The sequence below is a fragment of the uncultured Psychroserpens sp. genome (genome assembly GCF_947492715.1).
GTDB lineage: Bacteria > Bacteroidota > Bacteroidia > Flavobacteriales > Flavobacteriaceae > Psychroserpens.
This window is the reverse complement of sequence record NZ_CANLNS010000003.1, coordinates 263,770-288,360: the sequence shown is the minus strand read 5'-3', so window position 1 is coordinate 288,360 and position 24,591 is coordinate 263,770. Positions and strand designations below refer to the sequence as shown.

Here is a 24,591-nt window from a genome sequence, read left to right as displayed (position 1 = left end):
ATTATTTTGGAATAATTATTTCATCTTTAATAATCTGTCCAACCATTTCTCGTGAAAAGGTTAGCGCAGCAGATTGCAACGAAGAAGGATTAACCAAAGCAGATTCACCTGTCCAAACCCAAGTTTCCTTCCCTTCTACCAATTTCCCTTTTAAGTTATATAAAACAGCTTCAATAACATATGATTTTGTAGGCACATAATATCCTGGTTCATTAACGGTAATATAACGTGTATAAATATGTCTTCCAACTCTATAGTAACCAGCAGGCACAGAGTAACTATTACCTTGTTGGTAGCGATGACCATCATTCGTATCAATTAAGCTCATGGTAATAATACCATCCAAATTATTATCCTTAATTATTTTCATCAGGTTTGCTGGTTGTTGATCTTCCTTACTCATATTTTGAGGAAACATGTCTATACCATGAACCGCATTAATGCCATTGTCTTTAAATAAACTAACAGCTGTTCTTTCGAACGCTAATCTAGGTGTCAAATCATTACTTATCCCAATAACTGCTATTTTAGAATATGCTTTATCTGTATACCCTTCTTTTACAAAACTAGATGACAGTCTTGGAGCGCAACTAAAAATCAAAAAAGAAATAGAAAAGATAATAAAACCACTTTTTATGGATAAAATTTTCATAACGTAATTAGAAATTAAAAATGAATATTTCAGTTCAGTTATACTAAAAATAGCCTAACTTAGACCTATATAAAGATATTCATTTTCTATCAAAACACATTTTATTTTCCTATGAAAAGCAAATTGATTATCATCACTTTTTTCTTCAGTTTTGTGCTCAATGCTCAAGACCTTTCAAAAATTTACGAACGAGTAAGTCCTGCAGTAGTCGCAATTTTAACTCAAGAAAAAACCATCACAACTAACCAAACCAATAATTCGCAGAAGGTAAGTACAAATGGTTTGGGTTCTGGTTTTATGATTTCTAATAAATTAATAGTTACTGCTGCTCATGTTGTTACAGTGCCAGAATCTTTAGTCGTAAAATTTTCAGATGGAGAAACAATACCAGCAAAAGTGGTATCCTCATATGAAAGTGCCGATATCGCATTAATCGAATTATTTAGACCAAAAATAAATGCGGTTACTGTTTCATTTGGAGATTCTGACAAAATGAAAATTGGTCAACAAATATTTGTAATAGGTGTTCCTCTTGGTGTTGGCTTTTCATTATCATCTGGGTACATTAGTGCTTTCAAAAGACAAAATCTAGGGAAAAACCCATTTACAAACACAGAATTTATTCAAACAGATGCTGCTATAAATCAAGGTAACTCAGGAGGTCCGATGTTTAATTTAGAAGGTGAAGTAATTGGAATCGTAAGTCACATCAAGTCAAAAACGGGAGGGTTTGATGGTATTGGGTATGCAAGTAGTTCTAATCTGGCCGCCAATCTTCTATTGAATAATAAAATGCCTTGGTTAGGTGCTGATTTATATTCTTTAACAGCCAATGAGGCAAAAATTTTCAACTTACCACAAAATAGTGGCTTACTTGTTCAACGCGTTGTAACTTTATCCATATTTGGTGAAATGGGAATTAAAGGTGGTGATACCGAGCTTGTAATTAATAATAAAAAACTTATTGTTGGAGGTGATATCATCTTAGCATTTAACGACATTAAATTTGAATTGACAGATGAATCACTTGTGAAATTAGCTGAATTTGCAAAAAGTTTAGCAGTAGATCCAAAATTTGAAGTTACCATTTTAAGGGCAGGTAAAATTATGACTCTAAAGAATAATTGAATTATTATGAATGTTCATTTTTTTCATACTTTTACATTTAATAAAACCAAAACACTATGAATAAAATCATCCTACCTGTGGACTTTTCAAAGCATTCAGAATATGCTCTAGAAACAGCTGCAGCATTAGCAAGAAAGCATAACGCACAACTTATCGTAATGAATATGTTGGAATTATCAGAATCTATATTTTCTGAATCTAGCTCTGACAGACAAGAAGAAATGTTATTTATGTTAGCATCAGCAAACAAAACTTTTGAAAGTTTCCTTGATAAAGATTATTTAAGCGGTATTGATGTTGTTCCAATGATCAAACATCATAAAGTATTTAAAGAAGTAGATACTGTTGCTAAACAAGAAGGTGCTGACTTGATTGTAATGGGTTCTAGAGGTCATAGTGATCATGATGGGATCTTCACAGGTTCTAATACTGAAAAGGTTGTAAGGCATAGTGATACTCCTGTTTTGGTTGTTAAATCTAAGAATACAAACGTAGATTTTGACAATATTGTTTTAGCTACTGATTTTTCAGAAGATAGTATTCCTGCGTTTCAGAAAGCGAGTAATTTATTAAATGTTTTAGGTAACAATGTTACATTACTGCACGTGAATACACCTCACAATGGTTTCCAAAGCACTGATGAAATTGAAACTAAAGCGAATCAATTCTTGGAAAAAGCTGATGCTAAAAACTGGAAAGAAAGCATTAAATATACTTCTGATTATTCAATTGAAGATGGTGTTTTAAATCACTCTAAAAAAACTGGAGCTCATTTATTAGCTATGACAACTCATGGTAGAACAGGTTTAAGTCACTTTTTTGGAGGAAGCATCTCTGAAGATGTTGTAAATCATGCAGTGCTTCCTGTAATTACTTTTAAATTATAAATAGAATCAAATTTGAATTATAAAAAAAAACCTAAATTATAGTTTAGGTTTTTTTTATATAATAATCATATCATCATATTATCTATACCTTCTTTATAGCTTTCAAAATCACAATTATCATTAAATAGATCCAATGATTTTGCTACAATATACTTAACATTACTCGGGTCAAACCCCATTGCTGTAGCCATTCTTGTTAACCATTTTGTTTGTTTGTCTCCATCAATATATTTATCTGAATAAACAACCTCTACAACTTTATAAAAATGTTCTACTCTCTGTTGATGTAAATATGGTGCAACAATATCATAGTTCATATAAGTATTGTTTATGGTATCATACTCATTTTCAGATATTCCTAATTTATTAGATAAATGCTTAAGAAATAATTGTTCCGTTTCTGAAGCATTTCCATCTCTATATGTAATCTTCATTATAGCTGCAAAGGCATCATGATATTGACTTTTAAAATGTGCATTTTGTGAACTCATAAGTTAAGTTTAAATATTTATAAGATAAAGATAAGATATTTTAAAAATTTAATTCAACTAATCGTTTCTAATTATTTCATAACAATTTTATTCATTAATTTAGATGCACATAAAGTTATTCCTCACTAATTATAATGTATGAAAACATATTCCAGTACTATTAAAAATTATTTTATTGGATGGTTTCTTGCAAGCATTATTTGGTTAATGATTCAAAAGTTCAATCCAGAAACGAATAACGTACTTAACCTAAATATAGTTAATCAAACTATAACTTTTTTTATCACTTGGTTTTTACAAGCCATTGTATTTGGAAGTCTCCAATTTTTAGTTGACCGATATGTAAAACACAGGGTGTCTTTCATCAAATTACAACTCTATTCACTAATCTTACAAATTATTACGGCTGTACTTTTGGTGTTTGTTATTTTCTATAGCTTCAAGATTTTTACCATAGTAGAAAAAAGTAGATCAATAATTGAGTTTCTAAACAATTTAGAAGGACTTTGGATTGCCTTTGTATATGCCTTAATTGTTAATTTTACCATTAACCTAGTCACCTATATAGATTTAACCTTGGGAAAAGGGAATCTTTTAAAAATGATGACAGGTAAGTTCTATACGCCTAGGGAACGTATGAAAATCTTTATGTTTTTAGACTTAAAAAGTTCTACCACTTACGCAGAAAAATTGGGGCATGTAAAATACAGCAAGCTCATACAAGATTGTTTTTACGATTTAGCTATTGTCGATAAATACAAAGCAACAATATATCAATATGTTGGAGATGAAGCGGTCTTGACCTGGAATATGAATACTGGAATAAAAAACAACAATTGTATTGAATCTTTTTTTGCATTCAAAGAATCATTACTCAAAAGGAAATCTTATTATTTGAAAACCTATGGTGTTATTCCAGAGTTTAAAGCTGGCCTTAATGCTGGAAAAATCATGCTTACTGAGGTAGGAGTTTTTAAGCGTGAAATAGCATATCATGGTGATACAATTAATACAACTTCCAGATTAGAGGGAGAATGTAATCGTTTAGATGCCGAAATGATAATTTCGAAAGAGGTATTAGACCAAATTCAAGAAGACAAAAACTTAAAAATCACCTACGAAGATGATATATTACTTAAAGGGAAAAATAAAAAAGTTAAAATGTACTCTGTAAAAAAAATAAAATAATCTTTTTGATCAATAATATCATTCACCTATTTTTTTGATTTCAGTTTTATAGAATTCTAAATCGCAACACTCTCTAAATAGCTCTAATGATTTGGTAATAATCTCTTTAGCGTAACTCGGATCAAATCCTATAGCAATAGCCATTCGTTCTAACCATGTGATGCGTGTACTTTTCATCATCGTCTTTTCTGAATAAATTATCTCAACGATTTTGTACAATGCCTCCATTCGTTCTTCATAAGTGTAAGGCGCAACTATTTTATGACTCATGTAATTTTCCGAAATGTCAAAATACTCTGAAGACGTAATTCCTATTTTCTTTCCAAAAACTTGAAGGAAGCTTTTTTCCTCCTCTGAGGCATCGCCATCTCTAAGTGTAATCTTCATTACTGCAGCATAGGCCTCATAATATTTACTCTTTGTACTCATGTATAAATATTTAGCGTATCTCTTTTATTAAACTTTTTTTCCTTTACTCATTAAACCAAATGCAATAGTAGGTTTAATATACAATTTTTATAGATACAGTATGACACTATCCATTACTCCAACAACGAGGTTTTATTAATCTCATCAGCTAGAAATTTTTGAACCGAATTCATCTTCATTGATTAACAATTTTATACAAAATTATTTATTGCTTTTATTAAATAGGCTATTCTTCTTGAGCAGCTAAAATATTTACTCATACTAATTCTGTATTTTTGTTTAAGTGTCCTTTACTATAAATAAAATACCCTTAAAAGATTAATCATCATGAATTTTCAGAAGCAATTTCTATTTGATTACTATAAAAAATACAAAACTTTTACACCTGAAGAAATTGATGAGATTATAAAGCATTACGAATACATTGAAATTGACAAAAATCAACTTCTACAAAAGAATGCACAATTATCTAAATACACTTATCTTGTTATTGAAGGCATGCTCATTAATTATACGTATGACTACAATGGCAATAAAGTAGTATTGAATTTTATTGCTGAAAAGTACTGGGCAGGTGGTGGAAAGCATTATAATCTTGAAGGTGTTTACATCCAAAGTATAGAACCCACAAAATTGTTCAGAATAAGGAACGAAGTTTTGGAAAATTTTTATGAGAATAACGAAAAATATGCATTTACTGAAGTAAAGTTAGTGCGTAATGCTTTTAAGGCTTTAAAGTTAAGAATGCTACATTATGTATCTAAGCCAGCCATTTTTAATTATGAGCAATTATTATTAAAGTTTCCTGGAATAGAACATCGAGTATCGCAAAAATATATTGCATCATACCTTGGTGTTACTCCTCAATTTTTTAGTAAAATGAGAACTAAATACTTGCAGAATAAAAAATAATTGTTCGATTTCCATGAGTGATTTCCATTAAACACAACGCTCAATTCTTCACCTCTCTTTCTCTAGTACTCCTTATATACTTTCGCCACTTACTGTGCCTTCATAATACGAAGTTAATCTACATTAACTTTTTAGGGTAGTCTACGCTATAATTTTGTTCTTGTAAAACAGGAATAAAATGAAAGGGCAAGAATCTACTTCTATTTTAAAAGGAAAAACCATCACTTGGACATGGACTAAAGGAACGTTCAAAGATGGAAAGTATGAGATTTCTCTATTGACGAATGGCCATATCCATTGGAAAGGTCTTGAAGGGGCTGAAAAGGGTCAAGAGGTAATTGATAAAGAATATTGTGTTTTAGAAGTAAATGAAGATGTATGTACACTTTCTTGGCTAGAATCTATCGGTTGGACAGTAACAGTAACATTAAACCTAAAGGAAAACAGGGTCTATGGTTTTGTTTCTAATGACAGGGAATGGCATCCGCTTATTGGAGTAATTGATAGTATACAATAAACCATAAAATTCTAACTAGATAATGATGAAAACTCTATTCATAATTCTAATCTCTTTCTGCTTTCTAATTGCATGCGGGCAACAAAACGAGAATAAAAAGATTAATAATATGGAAACAATAAATGGTTTAGAAAACTTAACACAAAGAAAAGGAGAAAGACCCCAAACAGGACCAGACATCCCTCACCTTCAACACACCGATAATTCAAGTGTAGAGCTATTTAATGAGTTAGCAGAATGGCTATTCTCATTAGAACTAATTGAAGAACGCCCGACTGTAATATCGGTAAGAGGGGCAAGAGCAGCATGGATTAAAGACGATTATCCGAACGCTAATTTTGATGTCCTCAAAACAGGTCGAGAGTTTACACATATCCACCCTTTAGACATCTATGGTGGCGGAAGTCATCACCTTTCTCTTAGAAGAAAAGATTGTGAAACGGTAATAGAAAAAGGCTGGGGAGAGTATCATCCTTTAAATTATAGAATTTACCCAAATAATGATTATGGGCATATTATGGTCTATGCACCAAGAAATAAAGAAGAACTAGAAGCTATAAAAATGATTGCAATGGCTTCATACAAGCTGGTAACAAACCAGATCTGAATAAAACAAGGAATAACAGTTTAAAAAAAATAGAAATCATGAAACAATTTATCACAAGTATTATTGCATTTGTTGTTATGAGTACAGCAGTGTTTTCACAGAGCGTTACAAAATACGCAGAAATCGAAACAAAATCATTAGAAGAACTCTATGCTGATGCTATTAAAGATGGCGGTGAGCTTGTAATTCGAGCAGGTGGCGACAAGGACGATCAAGCTGACTATTACTTGGACATGTTCAAAAAACGTTTTCCAAAAATTAAACTTACACACAGTGTCGATTTAAGTTTTTATCACGCATCACGTTATGACAATGCTCGTAAAGAAGACAGTAAAGCCAATGTCCCTGATATCATACAATTACAAACATTGCACGACTTCGACTACTACACTGAGCGCGATTTGTTGGAGTCCTACAGGCCAAAGAATTGGGAGAAAATTTATCCTGATTATAAAGATCCACACGGACATTGGGTTGGTCTATTCGGTGTAGCGTTCACCAATGTATTTAACAATAAAATAATCGATAAAGACAAAGCCCCACGAGATGCTTTGGATTACCTCGATCCAGCGTTGAAGGGAAAGGTAATCTTAGTCTATCCGCATACTGACGATGCTGTCTTGTACCAGTTCTGGAACTTGAAAGAGAAATATGGCTGGGAGTATTTGGAAAAACTAGTTGCTACCAATCCAACTTGGGTGCGTGGAACATCTATGCCTTATGTCGCTATTAACAATGGTTGGTATGGCGCAAGTTTTACAACGTCATGGGCATTTGTGCCATGGAAAGGTAGCGACACTCGCCTTGTTTTGCCAAAAGAAGATTATTTCTTAACATGGTTTCAAGTTGCAGCTATTCCAACCGATGCAAAGAACAAAGCAGCGGCCAAGCTTTATCTAAATTGGATGCTCTCTGATGAATTTCAAGGTAAGTGGTTACAGTTTCCAGCACGTATGGATATTGAATCACCTGGTGGTTACAAATCTCATCTGCACTATAATACATCACCTGCAGATTTTCATCGCTTTATGTTGAAGCGCGATTTGGTTGAACGTTTCCGACTACAAATAGAGCAGTTAGTGGGTCCATATGAAGGTCCCGCACCGCTGGAGATGGATTACACAGAAAAACCTGAAAGAAAGAACTAAGACTTATCACTAATCATCTGACATGATATGAACGCAATTAAAAACGTTATTGATAGTGGCATCGTGCTTTGTCAGGTGAAAAGAAACTTGATAATAACGATGTATTTAATAGGGCTATCTGCTTTACAAGCACAAAGTGTAAAGCAAGATAGTCTAAATACACCGTCTATTAGTTTTTTTAGAGCAGAAGAGGATTATGCTTACTTAAAACATCAAAACTCAGATACTGTTTATGTAGTAAAAGACAAGTTTGATCCGATTAAGTTTGTACCATTAAATCGTAAAAAAAATATCTGGTTATCCTTTGGAGGACAATATCGACCAAGATTTGAATATTTCAATCATCAATTTCTAAAGAAATCAAATAAAAGTGATGGTTATTATTCACACAGAATAGCACTACATGCGTCCATAAAGATTACTAAAAACTTTAGGGTTTTTAGTGAGTTCTATAATGGGTTCTTATCTAAAGAAGGAAACATATTCACACAAGAAGATCCTTTAACATTGCATCAGTTATTTGTCGAGTCAAAAGTAAATATAAATGGTTCGTTGTTCTCACTGCGATTGGGAAGACAGGAAATGAGCTATGGTATATCCAGACTTGTGGGAATGCGAGAAGGGCCTAATATTCGTTTAAGTTTTGATGCTGCCCGTTTAAGATTTAAAAAGAATAGAACCTCTATTGATGCATTTTATGGAAAAGAAGTTTTGCCTAATGTTGATGTATTTAATGATACTAGAAATAAAGCAATGGGGTTTTGGGGACTATATAGTAAGTTCTTTATTAAAAACGGGAATGGTTTTACCGATTTATATTACTTAGGGCTATATAGAGAACAAAATGTGTACGAAATAGGTACAGCAGAAGAAATCAGGCATACGATCGGGTTTAGGATGTCAGGTAAAAATGGAAGGCGGTTTTTCTATAATACAGAATTAATGTATCAGTTTGGTAGCTTTGGACATAAAAGGATTTCCTCATTTGCTATTGAATTAGATTACCACTACACTTTTCCTGAAAAGAAATATGATCCTGTATTAGGGATTAAGCTGGATTATATAATGGGAGATAAGAATGCCAATGATGGTAAACTTAACACTTTCAATTCTTTATTTACAAACCCCACTTACTTTGGACAAAGTGCAACCATAGCCCCAGCCAATCTATTAGATATTCACCCATCATTCAAATTAAGTTTCACAAAACAAATAAGTATAGAGATGGATTGGGATTTTCTTTGGAGAGCGAGCTCAAATGACGGCGTATATGCTCCTGCTGGGTTTTTACTTTTTACAGGTGCCAGCAATAACGGCAAATTTATTGGGCATAATCCTGGATTAAATGTGTATTGGGCTCTAAATCGAAACCTAAGTTTTGATGGTAAGTTCTCATATCTAATTCCTGGTAAATTTATTAAAGAGCAAAACGGTAGTGAATTAACTTATATAGCAATTACTGCTTCATACAAAATATGATGGAAACTCAAAGAGATATAGTGTCAGTTGTTGTGTCTGACAAAATAAAATTGAATTATCAAGCTGAATTTGAAAATTGGCAAGAAAGAATAATTTCAGACCTGAGGAAATTTGACGGATTTATTAGTGTATCCTCTAAAAAGATTAAAGGAGTTGAGAATGAGTATTTCACTGTTTTCCAATTTGATTCAAAAGAAAATTTACAGTATTGGCTTAATTCCGAAGCATTGAAAAAATATTTAAAGGAAGTAGAGTTATATACAATGGCACCACCAAAAGTTAGTCTTCATCAAGGCATGGAGTTCTTCTTCGATGTAAAAGAAACAATTATAAAACAACCTCCATTTTATAAAAAAGTATTAATGGGTATTATAGCAGTTTACCCATTGATAATCATTATAGGAAAGCTATTTAATTGGTTGATTCCTGGATTTGAAAAATTACCGTTTGAACTGGCTTTATTTTTTGAAGTAATTGTTATTTCTAGTTTAATGAACTATCCAGTAATGCCAACACTTACCAAATGGTTTGGTACGTGGTTATATAAATAAAATTAAAAAATTATGAAAGTAGTAGTATTTGGAGCTAATGGAAGAATTGGCTCGGAAATAGTGAAACAAGTATCAGAAAAACATGAAGTTGTTAAAGTAGGTAGAAGTTCTGGGGATATAAAAGCAGATTATACAGATGAGCAATCAGTTAGGAATATGTACAAACAAATAGGTTCTTTTGATGCTCTTTGTTGTGTAGCAGGTAGAGATTCTGATTTTGTAGATGTCAAAGATTTGAACTTAATACATTTTCAATCAGGAATTGAGAGAAAGCTACTAGGTCAGCTAAGATTAGTATTTGAAGGTTTGAGATATATTAATTATGGAGGCTCTTTCACTTTAAGCAGCGGTTATTTAAATCATTATCCAAATTCTTATAGTATGGCGACAAGTCCATTTAATGCCTTTATAGATAATTTTGGAGAAGTAATGGCTCCTTACTTACAAAATGACGTGCGGTTAAATGTGGTAAGTGCAGCTCCTGTCGTTGATATTGCTGAGCACGGTAAAGTTACAGCAGAAATGGTTGCAAATGAATTTGTAAAAAGTGTTGAAGGGAAGCTAACTGGTAATGTATTTAAACTTTGGAATATGTAATAGAAGTAATAAGCAACTTAGTCTTTTAATTTATTTATTACTAATTATTCTCTCTAAATCCTTATCAAAATAGTTCGACTTTTGTCCCGTTGACTCCACAATTAACCCTTGTATTTACTGTAAATACAAGGGTTTTGTTTTTTTGCTAAACTATTTTTCTTTCCATATGTCAACAGTATTTGGAACGAACGATGGCGCATAATTGTAATTGGAAAACGTTAATTGTTTCACATTTTTACCATTAGCATCCATAATAAACACATGATGATTATCACCTTTATTACCGCGTTCAAAAACTATTTTCTTATCATCTGATGACCATCTAGGCCTCATATCTATTAAAGGGTGATTGGTAAGACGTGTTTTTGAAGTATTAGCAATATTGGTTGTATAGATTTCAAAATTTCCATCTGCATTGCCATAATACAATATTGTCTTACCATCATTTGATAATTGTGGCATTAATTTATCACCTTTATCTTTAGTGAGTACTTCTTTGTTATCTCCATTTGGAGACATTCTTACTATTTGATAAGTTCCGTTAATTTCAGAAGAATAATATATCATATTATCCATTCCCCAAAAAGGCATGGTGTCTGAAACTTCATTGTTAGTGATATTTTTTTTGTTTTTCCCATGCTTATCCATCACAAAAACTTCGCTATTCCCAGTTTGTGAGGACACGAACAAAATATGATTCCCATTTGGCGACCATGAAGGGCTATAGGCTGCACTGCTGGCAGTTGTTAGTTGTTTGTACTCGTTTTTTTTGAGGTCTAAAGTCCATATTTTCCACCACCCAACACGCTCGGATGTAAATACTATAAAGTTTCCGTCGGGAGATACTATCGGACTACTGTCTTTTCTTGAATGATTTGTAATTTGTTTTGTATTTCCATTGGTATCTATAAGACAGATGTTATCAGAATTGTTAATCTGTTTTGTATATAAAATACGATAGGTTTGTGCTTTGATATTTGTAACCCAAAGCGCCATTAATAGTGCGATAGAGAACTTCTGAACCGTAATTATTGTATTGAATAACTTCATTTATATTAATGTGTTTGAGGTGTTAATTGCTTTTCTCTAAAATAGAGAAATAAAGGAAACCCGCCTGCCAAACCAAAAAGCATGGTAAGTATCCAAACCAGATATACTTGTTTTATTTTATACTTTCTAGCTTCATTATATGACCAAATAAAGAACACGCATACTGCATAGAGAAGGTCAATTGAAAATATAGTAGAAATCCGATTTCCAAACATACCGTTAAACGTTGCTGAAAAATCTGTATAAAGTAAAATATTCCCTGTTTCAACAGATTCTATCACTACTAAAATTGAAGGCCATATGAATCCTACAATGGCGAGAACTAAATACAATCGTTTTTTCATGTTCAATGCTAATTTTAATTTTCTAATGTGCTATGTGCTAAACGAAAACCCACAAAAAAATCTCGGGCTTCGGGCAAAGCTCTTTGTCTATCTGCTGCTCTGGTATGCTTAGTACGACCCGTAAATTGACCACCACGTTGTACGCGATACATGCCTTTATCTGGTCCTTTAGGATCGAGATTATCATTCGAATAATCTTCTTGAAACCAGTCTGAACACCATTCTAATATATTGCCTTGCATATCATAAAAGCCCCATGCATTGGCTCTTTTTTGAGCTACGGGATGCGATTGCCTCCCAGAATTACCAATATGCCAAACCATGTTATCTTTATGTTCTGTGGCATATGGTTTTTCTGAATCTGCTCTACAAGCATACTCCCATTCGGCTTCTGTAGGTAATCTAAACCGACCTCCTTTACTATTAATTTTTGTTAGAAACTGCTGAATATCTTTATAGGACACTTGATCAACTGGCAGATTATCACCTTTATTAAAGCTTGGATTATGCTCCATTATTTTTTCCCACTGCCGTTGTGTTAATTCTGTCTCGGCCAACCAATACCCTTCACTTATAGTTACTTTATGCTGTTTTTCTCTTGCTCCTGTACGTCCTAACTCATCATCTGGGCTTCCCATTTTAAAGGTTCCTGGCGCAACCCAAATCATTTTAATTTTAACGTTTTCAGCGAGATCAAAGCTTTTAGTTTTAGGTGTTTGCTGCGCTTGTTTGACATTTTCAAAAGACTGAAAACCAAACGCAAAGAACATTAAAACAATGCATGTCGTAAAAAAATAAAATGCCTTTTTCATAACCTAATGTCTCAATCGTTCGGCTCTATCTAAAAACCCCTTTCCAACAAGAGGCTTCATAACATGCTCGCCATTTTTGATGATTTCTATTCTACTGTCTATTCCAAAATCTAACAAAAGCTGGTGGCTTCGCTTGGCAGACCGCATCCAGTATGGGTCTTTATCTCCTACTACAAATTGCACTTTGACACCTTTTAACTGTTTCAATTTTTCTTTATTACCGTTATTAGGGTTTCCTGCCATTCCTGTTATTCCAGCAAAATATTCGGGCATTTCCATAACTAAATCAAAAATACTGGCACTGTTTGCACTAAAACAAACCGTATGGAACTTATTGCCTTCTACATGATATTTCGATTTTAAATGTTCGAATAAAGCCTTTACCTCTCCAAGTCTATTTGTAGCGTTGTATACTTTATAACCAATAAGTATCCAGCCTTGACTGTCTTTAGTTCCTCTCCAATAAAAACTTTGATCATCTGCAGATTCGGTATCTGAAGGCCCTACCATTACAGGATAGGTTTTGGTTGCATCATAATCTAATGGTAAAAGAATCGTGTAGTTTAACTTCTCACCCTCGTACAAAAATGTCTCCAATGTTTGCTGGGCTGCAACGTTTTTACAATTGAAACCAAGAGTTATCAATACTAATAGCGTTAAAATTGTTTTAAGTTTTTTCATGTCGCTCATTTTTTATTTAATTCCTGCAATAACACCATCTAAATAAGCGTGCTGATTTTGTGGCGCCTTTGTTTTTGCCATTTTATAATATTTTAAGGCCAATTTTTTATTTCCGTCCTTTAAATGTGCTTCCCCTAGGCTATCTAAAAAGCCCCAAATAAATGGATGGTTTTCATTGCGCTCTACATTTAATGTAAATACTTCTATAGCTTTTTTTGTTTTTCCTAAACCCAATAATTGATAACCATAATTGTTTAATTGGTTTGGACTACCAGTAGGAATGGCTTCATCCATTATTTTTTCGGCTTCTTCAAGTTGTCCTTTATTGGCCAATAATTGTGCTTTTACAGCAAGGTTACTGAAGCCTTTACTGTTTGCAATAGATTTTTCTATCCATACCATAGCTTCCTCTAAATTGATATTATTTTGCGCACAATACGAAGCTGCTTGCATATGACCTCTCCATCCAAAACCTGCGACACCTTTAAGCTCTTGACGGAAATTATCAACCATTATGGTCTTTACATCAAATTCAATAGTAAAGGGAATTTGTGTTTTTTCCCATTGCAAGGCTGCCGTAAGACTTTTACTTCCACGGTCTATAAAATTGTAACTCAACCATTCTTGAAAAGGAATTGTTTTAGATTTTACTGTAACCATTAAAGCTAAATCTTTTTCGTCTGGTGGATTGCTTCCCCAAGATTTTGAAAATTTTGAAAAAAGAAGTTTAACGTCCCCATCGCTATCTGGCAACATATATAATCCATACGTTCCTGCTGCAATTTTTTTGCCTTCAATCGTAGCATCATGTGTGAATTGAATGGTTGTATTTTCATTAGCTCCTGCCCTCCAAATTTGACCATAAGGAACAATGCCACCAAAAACTTGTCGTCCTTGCACACTCGGGCTATGGTAGTTTATCGTTACGTCAGACAAGCCTAAACGTTGTGTAATTGATCCTTGTTGACTCACTCTGGGCAAGGTCACGTTTTGTGCAAATGATACTGCTGTAAATACTAGCGTAACTAGTAGTAATCCTATTTTTGATTGTAGTTTTTTCATCTCTTAATTGATTTAAATTATTGAGACAAAATTAGATAGGGTCTACCTTGATTAAAAGTAAATTGTGCTAGCTGGTTAGTTTTGTGGTAGATGGTTTATAAATGGATTTAACCTATTTAAAACCACAAATTATCATACGAATTAACCAACCATCACAACGTAAACGAAACAACACATTACCTTTTATTAATGCTTAAGAAGCACATAAATTTGTACGAAGTTTAATTTTTATTAAAGCCTGCAGAGGTGATTTCTTTTTTAATGTTATAGTCTTTTCCATTATAACATAACTTAGAGTTACCTACAGAGATTTTTTTATTAGGTGGTATTTTGTAAGCTCTAAGCATTTCTTTGTTAGGATTGCCTGGGAAATTGAAACTCGATTTTAAAGCTAATGTTATGCTATCTTTAGACGTATTAAGTAAATACATGATGTTTCCGCATGAATCAGGTTCTTCGGAAAAAGATAAATAGGAAATAGCATCTTGTCCATACAAATCACCATGAGCATCAAAGCCTCCATTACCATCAACAAACAGTGTACGATAAATCTCAATATATGATAATTCACTTATGTCTTTTAATTTGGTATCTGTTATATTTGAATCTGTATCATTTGAATTCGTTTTATCAGTCTTGCAACCTAGAAAGAAAATTGTAGCGACTAAAAACAAATAAAAGTTATGTAATTTCATAAGGACGTATTTAATTAGACATATTAGATAAAGATATTAAATGTTAGCATTTAAAAAGAGGTGACCTTTGGTTAAACAATAATGATAAGAAAGATTTACTCATACTATTCAAATTTACCTGTGCGTTTCAATAAAATCGTATGGGCGAGTTTATTAATTAGTTTATTTTTTATCCTAAAAGCCTATACTAATCACTTAATAAACGACTATAATTATTCATTTAGTTGGTTATTGGTCACACTAAAAATAAGTATTAGTTATTTACTTTGGATTATTTTAACACCTCTAGCCTATTCTTTAACAAAAGTCCTGCAATCTTTAGTTCGCTTTAAACTTTATAAAGTTTTTCAGTTTCTATTAGGCTGTTTTATTTTGGCTATCGTTCATCAGTTAATTGCCTCTAGACTGGACGATCTTATCAATTTCGCAAATAGTGGTTACTTAAAATCTTTTTTGGGACATAATAGTATGGTCGTTCTTGTTATTGGTAGTTTTTCAAGTTTTATTGAACTTCTAGTCATCATTGCTGTTTTTCTAGCTTTCGATTATCAAAAGAAATTTATTGTAAATCAAAAAGCACTAATCGCATCGCAGTTAAATGCTTTACGTATGCAATTGCAGCCACACTTTTTGTTTAACACCTTACATTCAATTGCAGCAATGATTGATATTGACACCAAAAATGCTCAAAAGATGTTAAGCAAACTAGGCATGTTATTAAGGCATATATTAGAATATGACGCCGAACAAATGGTTACTGTAAAAGACGAGCTTAACTTTATAAAAGACTACTTAGATTTGGAGCAAGTGCGTTATAAAGATCGTGTAACGATAACATATAATATTTCACAAGAAGCATTGCACTTAAAAATTCCCAATATGATCTTTCAACCCTTAGTAGAAAACGCAGTTAAATACGGGATTATACCAACAGTAAATAATGGTGAAATCAAAATAAACATTGAATTGAATCATAACGACATAATGCAAGAAAATGCTTTAACACTTGAAATATCGAATACGTTTAATAATAAGAATCAAATAAAACCTGAAGGAACAGGTACAGGCTTATTAAATATTAAAAATAGACTTCAGCAGTTTTATGGGAATCGGTTTTGGTTTAAAGCCGATTTCAAAACTCCAGAATTGTATAATGCTAAAATTGTTTTACCAATTATTGAATAATGAAATTAAGATGCCTTATCATAGATGACGAATTTTTAGCAAGACAGCGCTTACTAAAATTATTAGAACCTTTCGATTCTATATTAGTTATTGGTGAATGCAAAAATGGTCAAGAAGCATTAGAAAAAATAAGTCTAAAAGAGCCCGATTTGATTTTCTTAGACATACAAATGCCAGACATCGATGGTTTTACCGTTTACAATACAATTCAAAAAAAACCATATGTTATTTTCACAACGGCATATGACTCTTACGCTATAAAAGCATTTAAGATCAACGCTGTAGATTACTTATTAAAACCTTTTGACGAAGAACGTTTGGCCATTGCAATACATCGTATTTTAGAGATTCAAAAAACGAATAAATCTTCAAAATTGGAAGAGCAAATAAAGCGTCTTTTATCAAGTCTACAACAAGAATCTAGCCCATTTATAAACCAAATATCGTTGTCTTCCAAAGGAAGAGAAACCATTATTAATATTGACGATGTGATATATTTTAAAAGCGATGGGAATTATATTCAACTCATTACAAGCGAAAAATCTCATTTGTATCGAGAGACTATGAACGCCTTATATAGTCAATTGGACCCCAGTCAATTTTTGAGAATTCACAGATCATTAATTTTGAATATAGTTTACATTAGGAAATGTATCTATATCAACAACAATGTGTACAAATTTGAATTAAAAAATGACATAGAGGTTTTATCTTCACGATCATTTAGCTCTCAAATTTCTGAATATCTTTCAGATCAACCGTAATTCTCTTGATTGCGTCTGTTCATACCTATGAAGATGTTTTTAGTTATGCTTTAATGTGTTTATTTTATTTTTAATAGCAACTATTTCTTCAGGAATCCAATCAAAAGACTTATTTAATTCGTAGGCTTTTTGTTTTAATTTTAGCGCTTCATCATACTTTTCGAGCAAGAGCATTAAATCGCCTTTAGAATCGTAAGGGTTCCCATTCTCTGGTTCGCATCGTATAAAGTTATCAAAAGCCTTTTCAGCCTTGTCAAATTCGTTGTTATTTATGTACGCATACCCTAAAATATTATATCCCGAACCATAGCTATTGTCTAGTGAAACAGACTTTTCTGCCGCGACAATAGCTAAGCTAGGATTCTTTCTAAAAAGTAAAAAACTAATAGTATGCTGAAGGTATTTGTCTGCCGAACATAGTTTAGCTAATTCAAATAGTTTTTTCTCATTAATATCATTAGGGTTGTTTAATCTGAATTCTGTAGCATCAACTAACATTTGCTCTTCTTTAGAAGCGAAATGTTTATACTTCTTGGCAAGCTCATGGTTCAATTTCCTAATCGAGTCATTTGGTGAATAGGTAGATATATAGTTATACATTCTTACAAATGAACTGTCTAATTCAATCGCCTTTTTATAATGATCTTTGGGGTTATTATTTAATCCATTTTGAACTAAAAATCTTGCCTTTATAAAATGCTCTTTTGCTTCTATAGACGATGTTGTAATAGGCACTGTATTCAAAAGCGTCTCTTTTTCAATTATTTGATTGTTTTTACAAGACATCAATACAGTTAAAAATAACACGAGTTTATACTTCATTTTTCACTTTTAAATCTGATTATCAAAACCTGCTTGACCATTTTGTCGTACCATTCAATGGGAGTCTATCATAAATTAGAAACCTATTCTATAGTAAATTCATACAGTCCATTTTCATTTGTATCTACGATAGATGTAAACACTCTTACCTGTCCATTGCTTCCGTTATATGGAATAATTTTCACCTTTTGTAGACCTGTATAACCATCATAATATCCACCTCCAATATAGTAAGTTCCTAGTTCGGAAACTTTAAATTTAACTTGGCTTATAAAAGCATTTTCTTCTTGGACAAATATATTTGAAATAGACATGCCATGATCTAACCCTTCATAGGATACGTCGCCTATTTCGGCTTGAGCAAATGCTATTGGCATGCCTTGAAGTTCGCCATCAGCTCTGTCTTTATATACGTATAACCAATAAGAAAGTGATGCTGTACTTTCATCCATGTAATCTGTAAGCGTAAGATTTTCATTGTTTTCACTAGTTACAACATTTGGTATTTTGGTATTAATAATAATCTCTTCATCTACAGAAAATACATTTTGATTGCCTTCTATGTTCAGTAAATGAGGTTTATTTACAGTTGCAATAATTTCGGGTTCATCTTCATCTGAGCTACACTGAAAAGGTGACGCTCCTAGTATAATTAGGCAAAAAATTAAATTTCTAAGCATTTTAAATAACTTTAATTAATGATTACTATTCTCTATTTAAAACCAGAGTCACAGATTCTTCAACCTCTTCGATAGCCGTACCATCAAATACTTCAACAACATAAACTTGATCAAAAACAAAAGTCATTATATCACCATTAATTGTACCTGTTAATTGCTCACCATCTATGATGAGAGTAACTAAATTGCCTTGTTGTGACCAAGTAAGTGGCTCTGAAAAAGAATCATCATTAAGGCAATCAATTATGTATTCTGTTTCATTTGAATTAGAATCAACAGTTAACTCTATATCTAAAGTTTCCGAAGAATTATACATTCCATTCCCGTTATTATTAAATGTATAGACTTCATTTTGTAAGCAATTTGTTTCAGATATAAGGTTATTGGAGGCGATTCCATCACCATTAAAATCGTACACCGATCCTAATTCTAATGACTGCATTCGCCAAATACCTTCGGCCGTATGCATTGGTTCACTATTATTATCATCTGATTGGCAAGCATTAAGGACAAATGTCATTGTCACTATTAAAATTAATTGTATTCTTTTCATAACTGTTTAAATTGTTTTTACATTCTTTATTGTAATTTCTAATTGGCAATTGTAGTAATAGTATAGTACCAATCTTGAGAGGTTTTGAACGCCCCTAATATATTTGGTGATTTTAAACCTATATTGATCATGGCCGAACCGGACACTATCAACCACAATGCTTGAGCTTCTCCAGTAAACACATATACAAGCCCTCCAATTCCTGTTGCTAGAACACCTCCATAAACCAAAATTGAGCTTGAGAAAATTGAAAGTAATAATGGATCACGTTTTAGTTTTTTTATATCTGAAAGTTTGATTTGATTTCCTTTTATAGTTATCGTTTTTGCATCAACGATATCAAATCTTCCAGATATCCTTTGGCCCGTTTTAGTTAATACTCTAATACGCCTATTTTCTTTTATATGAACCTCTTTGTTTGTTTTTGAATTAAAAATTTTAATTCCTCTTTTTCCTTGTGTAAAAGATAATGTTGTAACAAACAGACATACTAACAGTAGAGTGCTTCTTTTTGTAAGCATTTATTATGTATTTTAAATAGTCTATAATATTGTTTTCTTTAGTAGTTCTCCTCCACTAACAACATGTAGTGTAGATCCTAATGAGGTTGCAGCCGAAACGTCATCCGTCTCCAAATAAAACAATGCCCAGGTTTCGCCACCGTCATTTGTGTAGAGACTTCCTCCTTTATCGGTAAGAACATGTCCTCTCAATTCATCTAAAATTGTAATCTTTATAATACTTTCTGAGAGTTCTGGAATGTCAAGATTTTCCCATGTTTGTCCTTGATTATCTGTTTTAAATAAACCGCCTGGATTATCAATTAACGGACTCACATACAACCAAGCTTCATTTTGATTTGTAAAATCAAAAGTAATTGGACCTGTAGTACTAATATTAGCGTCACTTATTAACCAGTTTTCTCCTGCATTTTCAGTTGTAATGAACTCATTATTCATACGATCTAATAGTAGAATAACATCTTCATTTTGATAAACAACTTCAATATTATGGGTTGGCGTATCTAGTACTAAAATTTCGGTCCATGTAACTCCGCCATCAACAGTTTTAAAAATTGATGATTCGTCTAACTTTTGAGTTAAAATAAATCCCTCCAATTCATTCTTAAAAAATAGCTTTTCAACTAAATAACTTAAGTCTAACAACTCACTATCTTGCCAAGAAAGCCCGCCATCAACTGTTTTCTTAAGCGTATTAGACGTTGTTCTGATATAGGCGACATTGGATGATGCAACTTCCATAGGAGAACTAGGAACTGGCACTTCTAATATTGAGAACCACGTATTTCCGCCATCCATAGTTTTATCTATAATATGCATATCTGCTTCTCTTCGTTTTGCATAACCGACATCATTTGAAACAAATTCAACTTGAAAGTAATTTGACGCTCCATAGACACTCCAATCTGTATCTAAAATCTTTAAAAACGCCTCTGTATTATACGCTTCTTGCTGAAACTCGATCTCTAAAGTACCACTTGACGCATTTTCTGGAATTGTAATGGTAATTGTAGAGCTTGTTATTGAAGTTGGAGTAATAGCCTCTCCATTGAGAATAATTGCCGAGTTCTCATCTAAATATTCTCCTGTAATTATAAGTTCGGAACCAGCAGGAATTGGTTCTGTTGTTATAGCATTAACAACAGGTGATTTTGGGGTAATGATATCATCGTTTCCGCCACAAGACAACATGGAAATCACCAATATCATCGTCATAATTTTTTTCATTTTTTTTCTTTTTAATGTTAATCTTTAAATTCAATTTTGAGGGGCAAACTTATTTAGAAAACTTTGAGGGGAAAAAAGAAGTTTATTTCAATTCATAAATTGTAAGAAAATCGATGAAAAAGGGCATATAAAGTAGTGTAAAACATGACGTTTATGCCTAGTTTTTATTTAAGATTCTCTTGATGTAATACGATGGTGTTACTCCTGTCTTTTTCTTAAAGGCGCGATAAAAAGAATTCGCAGAAGTGAACCCTGACTTTTCTGCAATATCTTCAATTGTTAATTTCCTATAGTAAGGACTAATCTCTAATTTTTTAAGCGTAAAAGTTATTCTTAAATCATTGATAAAGTTCGAAAATGATTTTCCATATTCTTCATTTATAATTTTAGATAAATAGGTAGTATTTGTCTCTCCATCTTTCGCCATTTTTTGCAGTGTTATTTCTTTGCTTAAATAATCTTTGTTTTCTATAAACTCATAAATAAACTGTTGTATTCTGGATTTGTCTGCAATCTCAGAAGGTGGAGCATTGTTCTTTTTTTTATGTTGTATTTCTAAATTTTCTATTCTTCTAACCAACTGTTGGTTTTTAAGGAATAACTGTTGTTTCTTTTTATTCTGCTTTTTATAGAAGTGTATTATCAGACTTGCTAAACTCGTTAATAAAACCAATAAGAGCACTGCTAAAATAATTTGATGCTTTTGTTTTTTTATTAAAACCTTATTTAGATCATTTTTCTCATTAAGATTGTCAATTTTAACTTGTTTTTTGTCAGATTCAAATTGTTCGGTTATTTCGACAATCTCTTGCTTCACCTTTAAATCGCTTAGCGAATCTTTTAATTTCAAAAGCAAGTCATTGTAATGCAATGCTAGTTTATACTTTTTTGTTTGTCTGTTAAGCTCTCTTAAGTTTTTATAAACTTCTAAAGTTTGTTTAGGCGTGGATGAATATGTAAGCGCGGTTCTAAAATATTCACTAGCTTTTTCATAATTTCCTTGTATTACATATGCTTCGCCAATATTATTATTTAACTGGTCAAGTCTGCAATATTCATTATACTTTAAGCCTTTTTTCGCAAAATAAATTGCACTATCTGCATGATTTTTTTTTAAATAGTATCTGCTAAGACCAGTGTAGTAAGTTGGCAACATGAGTTTCCAGTTGTTCATTTCAGCCTCCCCTAAAGCACCCAATGCGTGCTCAATAGCCTTATTGAAATCCTCTTTCTTCTCGTATAATGATGACATATCAAACAACAACGCACTTTTCATTTTAGAATTAGGAGTCAATTTCAACGCCTTAGAAAAGTAATTTTCAGCATACTCATAATTCTTTAATAGTTGATTTAACTTGCCCATACTAGCATAACAACTAAAAATTCTTGTGTCTCTTTTTTTCCAATTCGGTAGGTTAATCGCTATTTTTTCAGCTTTTGTAAAATGTTTTAATGCCAAAACATAATCGTCTTCATAACTATAAACTTCTCCTAGGTACAGTTGCGCTAATACTTTGGTAGTGTCACTAACAACAGTTCTGTCTGCATAATATGTTAATTGTTCTTTGGCTTTGTTTATATCGGCTTTCCAGAATTGTACTCTGGCGTTTGCTATTGCTACGTAAGCAATAAGGCTGCTATCATTAGATGCTTTAGCGAAAAGCATTGCCTTCTTCGAGAAATGTCTGGCACTATCAAACTTTTTTTCTAGTCCGTAATTGTAAATACGATTTACTATTTTAAATAGTCCCGCTTGGTCAACATTTTTTAATGAATCATGGTTTTGAGCCCTTAAAACTGAATTAAAAGACAGCAAAAACAGTAAAAAAACAGATGTTCTTTTCATTGGTACTCTTGACAAACCATTAGAATAAAGATCTTTTAACAAAATCAGAATAGCTTATTAAGATTGCTTTTGTACACTTTTCCTATTGGAATAATAAAGTCCTTAATACATATTCTATTTCCTTCAATAGATTTGATATGAATTTTGGAAATAATAAATGATTTATGAACTTGAAAGAAGCGATCTGTAGGCAGTTTACTTATATAATCGGAAATTCTATCTCGCACTTGTATCTCATCACCTAGCGTTATTATTTTGCAATAATTCCCAATAGCTTCTATAAATAGAATGTCGTTTAAGCTAACTTGAATTAGTTTTTTATTCGACTTCACAAAAATGCTTTCACTTTGTCTGGTTATAGTCGATTCTGATGTGCTTTGTTGTTTCACTTCTTTAGTTTCAACTTTATTAATTGCTTTTACAAAGCGCTCAAAACTAAATGGCTTTAGCAAATAATCTATAACATTAAGTTCAAAACCTTGTAAAGCAAATTCTTTATATGCAGTTGTAACAACAACTTTTGGAGGGTTTTCGAGCGTTTTTAGAAAGTCGAAGCCTTTAAGTTTAGGCATATTTAAATCCAAAAAAATTAAATCGACATGATTTGATTGTAAATATTCTAATGCTTCAATAGCATTATAACAACTTTTGGCTAATTTAAAATTAGAAAGCATTTCGGCATAGCCTTTTATAATGTTATGTGCTACATGCTCGTCGTCAATAATTAAATAGGTCGTCATAACTGTATTTCTAATGTTGCTCGAAAGGTATCCTTAAGTATTTCGGTTGAAAATTTATGTTTTTTCGGACATACCAATTCCAGACGTCTTTTTAGGTTTTTCAACCCAATTCCTTTTTCGATTTCATTTATTATATCAAAGTTATTTTCGATTTCGAAAAAAACCTTATCATCATTGGCTACAAGTTTAATTCTAATAAACGCGTCATTTTGTAGTGCTTCAACGCCATGTTTAAATGCGTTTTCAACTAAAATAATAAATAATAAAGGCATTATTTCAATTGTATAATTTTTTACATCTGTTTCAAATGCGACATCTATGCTTTTATGATATCTCATCCTATGTAATTCAATATAATCAGAAATAAAATCTAACTCTTCTTTTATAGTTGTTGTATCATTCTGTCCTTCATAAATACTATAACGCATCATGTCTGACAGTTTCAATATAAGCTGTTTTGTTTTATTGGGGTCAATGTCCACTAATCCATAAAGATTATTAAGCATGTTGAAGAAAAAGTGAGGGCTAACTTGCGATCTTAGAAGTTTTAATTCTGTTTTTGCCTTTTCATTTTTCAAATTAACGACGCTTTTAATATTCTTAAAAACCGAATACAAAGCATATGCCATTAGCGCTACTATTAGTATGATATAGTAAGCAAATATAATATTGGCAAATACCGAATCTATACTAACCGAAACCTGGGTAGAATCTTCTTTGGCGGTTGCTATTATATATGTAATATAAAATAGCGGAATTAACATGGAAATTCCTCCAAAAACAAGAAGTCCTTTTTTATATCTATTTATCCATTGAATCATGCCGCAAAATAACGAATTGTTCTTCTGTGATAAAGCTCTTGTGACAAACACTTGTTTAAGTATAGTAAACGAACAAAAAAAAGGTGCAAAGTAACTTTATCATGCATTTATCATTGTCTATCTCATTTCTCATTATGTATGTCCCAAAAAGTTTTAAAGTTATTTGATTACAATCATATTTGCTCGAACAAAATTTCAATGA

Annotated in this window: 29 protein-coding genes; 12 read left to right on the top strand and 17 right to left on the bottom strand. The window is 32.1% G+C overall.

All coding sequences use genetic code 11. The annotated features are described in order from the left end of the window. Position 1: 1 nt before the first annotated feature. On the bottom strand, positions 2-652 hold the full coding sequence (locus tag Q0787_RS10665) for a hypothetical protein (RefSeq protein ID WP_298902600.1): 651 nt from the start codon (positions 650-652) through the stop codon (positions 2-4). Positions 653-763: 111 nt separating this feature from the next. On the opposite strand from Q0787_RS10665, the gene Q0787_RS10660 reads away from it, so the two are divergent. Together Q0787_RS10660 and Q0787_RS10655 are read left to right on the top strand one after the other, a co-directional pair. Then, positions 764-1,780, top strand: a complete 1,017-nt coding sequence (locus Q0787_RS10660; protein ID WP_298902599.1) for a trypsin-like peptidase domain-containing protein — start codon at positions 764-766, stop codon at positions 1,778-1,780. Positions 1,781-1,836: 56 nt separating this feature from the next. Beyond that, positions 1,837-2,667: a universal stress protein gene (locus Q0787_RS10655; protein ID WP_298902598.1), complete on the top strand. Its 831-nt coding sequence runs from the start codon at positions 1,837-1,839 to the stop codon at positions 2,665-2,667. A gap of 65 nt (positions 2,668-2,732) precedes the next feature. Here the strand turns inward: Q0787_RS10655 and Q0787_RS10650 are convergent, their stop codons facing one another. Next, positions 2,733-3,158, bottom strand: a complete 426-nt coding sequence (locus tag Q0787_RS10650) for a TerB family tellurite resistance protein (RefSeq protein ID WP_298902597.1) — start codon at positions 3,156-3,158, stop codon at positions 2,733-2,735. A 138-nt stretch (positions 3,159-3,296) separates the two neighbouring features. Here Q0787_RS10650 and Q0787_RS10645 point away from each other — a divergent pair, with 138 nt between their 5' ends. Then, entirely contained in the window at positions 3,297-4,346 is a 1,050-nt protein-coding gene (locus Q0787_RS10645) for an adenylate/guanylate cyclase domain-containing protein (protein WP_298902596.1), read from the top strand. An 18-nt stretch (positions 4,347-4,364) separates the two neighbouring features. Here the strand turns inward: Q0787_RS10645 and Q0787_RS10640 are convergent, their stop codons facing one another. Beyond that, complete coding sequence (locus Q0787_RS10640) at positions 4,365-4,775, bottom strand: hypothetical protein (protein WP_298902595.1); 411 nt, start codon at positions 4,773-4,775, stop codon at positions 4,365-4,367. A 327-nt stretch (positions 4,776-5,102) separates the two neighbouring features. On the opposite strand from Q0787_RS10640, the gene Q0787_RS10635 reads away from it, so the two are divergent. The 7 genes from Q0787_RS10635 (at position 5,103) to Q0787_RS10605 (ending at position 10,586) form a co-directional block, all read left to right on the top strand. Continuing rightward, positions 5,103-5,687 carry a hypothetical protein gene (locus Q0787_RS10635; protein ID WP_298902594.1) on the top strand — a complete coding sequence of 195 codons (585 nt, stop codon included), beginning with the start codon at positions 5,103-5,105 and terminating at the stop codon, positions 5,685-5,687. Between the two features lie 178 nt (positions 5,688-5,865). Further along, on the top strand, positions 5,866-6,204 hold the full coding sequence (locus Q0787_RS10630; RefSeq protein WP_298902593.1) for a phenolic acid decarboxylase: 339 nt from the start codon (positions 5,866-5,868) through the stop codon (positions 6,202-6,204). Between the two features lie 109 nt (positions 6,205-6,313). Beyond that, positions 6,314-6,811, top strand: a complete 498-nt coding sequence (locus Q0787_RS10625) for a hypothetical protein (RefSeq protein WP_298902592.1) — start codon at positions 6,314-6,316, stop codon at positions 6,809-6,811. Between the two features lie 38 nt (positions 6,812-6,849). Next, positions 6,850-7,959 carry an ABC transporter substrate-binding protein gene (locus Q0787_RS10620; RefSeq protein WP_298902591.1) on the top strand — a complete coding sequence of 370 codons (1,110 nt, stop codon included), beginning with the start codon at positions 6,850-6,852 and terminating at the stop codon, positions 7,957-7,959. A gap of 27 nt (positions 7,960-7,986) precedes the next feature. Beyond that, complete coding sequence (locus Q0787_RS10615) at positions 7,987-9,438, top strand: alginate export family protein (protein ID WP_298902589.1); 1,452 nt, start codon at positions 7,987-7,989, stop codon at positions 9,436-9,438. Then, entirely contained in the window at positions 9,435-9,989 is a 555-nt protein-coding gene (locus tag Q0787_RS10610) for an antibiotic biosynthesis monooxygenase (RefSeq protein WP_298902587.1), read from the top strand. The genes Q0787_RS10615 and Q0787_RS10610 overlap by 4 nt, the downstream gene beginning before the upstream one ends. A 12-nt stretch (positions 9,990-10,001) precedes the next feature. Continuing rightward, positions 10,002-10,586, top strand: coding sequence for a short chain dehydrogenase (locus Q0787_RS10605; protein ID WP_298902586.1), 585 nt, complete (start codon positions 10,002-10,004; stop codon positions 10,584-10,586). Between the two features lie 150 nt (positions 10,587-10,736). Here Q0787_RS10605 and Q0787_RS10600 read toward each other — a convergent pair whose 3' ends face one another. The 6 genes from Q0787_RS10600 to Q0787_RS10575 form a co-directional block, all read right to left on the bottom strand. Then, complete coding sequence (locus Q0787_RS10600; protein ID WP_298902584.1) at positions 10,737-11,636, bottom strand: DUF5050 domain-containing protein; 900 nt, start codon at positions 11,634-11,636, stop codon at positions 10,737-10,739. A gap of 5 nt (positions 11,637-11,641) precedes the next feature. Continuing rightward, entirely contained in the window at positions 11,642-11,980 is a 339-nt protein-coding gene (locus Q0787_RS10595) for a DUF2834 domain-containing protein (protein ID WP_298902583.1), read from the bottom strand. A gap of 14 nt (positions 11,981-11,994) precedes the next feature. Next, entirely contained in the window at positions 11,995-12,792 is a 798-nt protein-coding gene (locus Q0787_RS10590; RefSeq protein ID WP_298902582.1) for a formylglycine-generating enzyme family protein, read from the bottom strand. Between the two features lie 3 nt (positions 12,793-12,795). Then, positions 12,796-13,473 carry a hypothetical protein gene (locus tag Q0787_RS10585; protein WP_298902580.1) on the bottom strand — a complete coding sequence of 226 codons (678 nt, stop codon included), beginning with the start codon at positions 13,471-13,473 and terminating at the stop codon, positions 12,796-12,798. Positions 13,474-13,485: 12 nt separating this feature from the next. Beyond that, complete coding sequence (locus tag Q0787_RS10580; protein WP_298902579.1) at positions 13,486-14,535, bottom strand: DUF2911 domain-containing protein; 1,050 nt, start codon at positions 14,533-14,535, stop codon at positions 13,486-13,488. Positions 14,536-14,756: 221 nt separating this feature from the next. Further along, positions 14,757-15,230: a hypothetical protein gene (locus tag Q0787_RS10575; RefSeq protein WP_298902578.1), complete on the bottom strand. Its 474-nt coding sequence runs from the start codon at positions 15,228-15,230 to the stop codon at positions 14,757-14,759. Between the two features lie 81 nt (positions 15,231-15,311). Between Q0787_RS10575 and Q0787_RS10570 the strand changes: the two genes are divergently transcribed. Together Q0787_RS10570 and Q0787_RS10565 are read left to right on the top strand one after the other, a co-directional pair. Next, on the top strand, positions 15,312-16,415 hold the full coding sequence (locus Q0787_RS10570) for a sensor histidine kinase (protein WP_298902576.1): 1,104 nt from the start codon (positions 15,312-15,314) through the stop codon (positions 16,413-16,415). Further along, complete coding sequence (locus tag Q0787_RS10565) at positions 16,415-17,179, top strand: LytTR family DNA-binding domain-containing protein (protein WP_298902575.1); 765 nt, start codon at positions 16,415-16,417, stop codon at positions 17,177-17,179. Before Q0787_RS10570 ends, Q0787_RS10565 begins: the two co-directional genes overlap by 1 nt. 39 nt (positions 17,180-17,218) lie before the next feature. On the opposite strand, the gene Q0787_RS10560 is transcribed toward Q0787_RS10565, so the two are convergent. From Q0787_RS10560 to Q0787_RS10525, 8 genes are all read right to left on the bottom strand, one after another. Next, complete coding sequence (locus tag Q0787_RS10560; RefSeq protein WP_298902574.1) at positions 17,219-18,001, bottom strand: hypothetical protein; 783 nt, start codon at positions 17,999-18,001, stop codon at positions 17,219-17,221. An 83-nt stretch (positions 18,002-18,084) separates the two neighbouring features. Then, entirely contained in the window at positions 18,085-18,681 is a 597-nt protein-coding gene (locus Q0787_RS10555) for a hypothetical protein (protein WP_298902573.1), read from the bottom strand. 25 nt (positions 18,682-18,706) lie between these two features. Then, complete coding sequence (locus Q0787_RS10550; RefSeq protein ID WP_298902572.1) at positions 18,707-19,234, bottom strand: hypothetical protein; 528 nt, start codon at positions 19,232-19,234, stop codon at positions 18,707-18,709. A 38-nt stretch (positions 19,235-19,272) separates the two neighbouring features. Next, the gene (locus tag Q0787_RS10545; RefSeq protein ID WP_298902571.1) at positions 19,273-19,755 is read right to left on the bottom strand and encodes a hypothetical protein; all 483 of its coding nucleotides are present in this window, start codon (positions 19,753-19,755) and stop codon (positions 19,273-19,275) included. Between the two features lie 21 nt (positions 19,756-19,776). Continuing rightward, positions 19,777-20,982 (bottom strand): IPT/TIG domain-containing protein, encoded by a 1,206-nt coding sequence (locus tag Q0787_RS10540; RefSeq protein WP_298902570.1) that lies wholly within the window; start codon positions 20,980-20,982, stop codon positions 19,777-19,779. 157 nt (positions 20,983-21,139) lie between these two features. Then, positions 21,140-22,870 carry a helix-turn-helix domain-containing protein gene (locus Q0787_RS10535; protein WP_298902569.1) on the bottom strand — a complete coding sequence of 577 codons (1,731 nt, stop codon included), beginning with the start codon at positions 22,868-22,870 and terminating at the stop codon, positions 21,140-21,142. Between the two features lie 2 nt (positions 22,871-22,872). Further along, positions 22,873-23,568: a LytTR family DNA-binding domain-containing protein gene (locus tag Q0787_RS10530; protein WP_298902568.1), complete on the bottom strand. Its 696-nt coding sequence runs from the start codon at positions 23,566-23,568 to the stop codon at positions 22,873-22,875. After that, the gene (locus Q0787_RS10525) at positions 23,565-24,389 is read right to left on the bottom strand and encodes a sensor histidine kinase (protein ID WP_298902566.1); all 825 of its coding nucleotides are present in this window, start codon (positions 24,387-24,389) and stop codon (positions 23,565-23,567) included. Before Q0787_RS10525 ends, Q0787_RS10530 begins: the two co-directional genes overlap by 4 nt. Between the last annotated feature and the right edge of the window lie 202 nt (positions 24,390-24,591).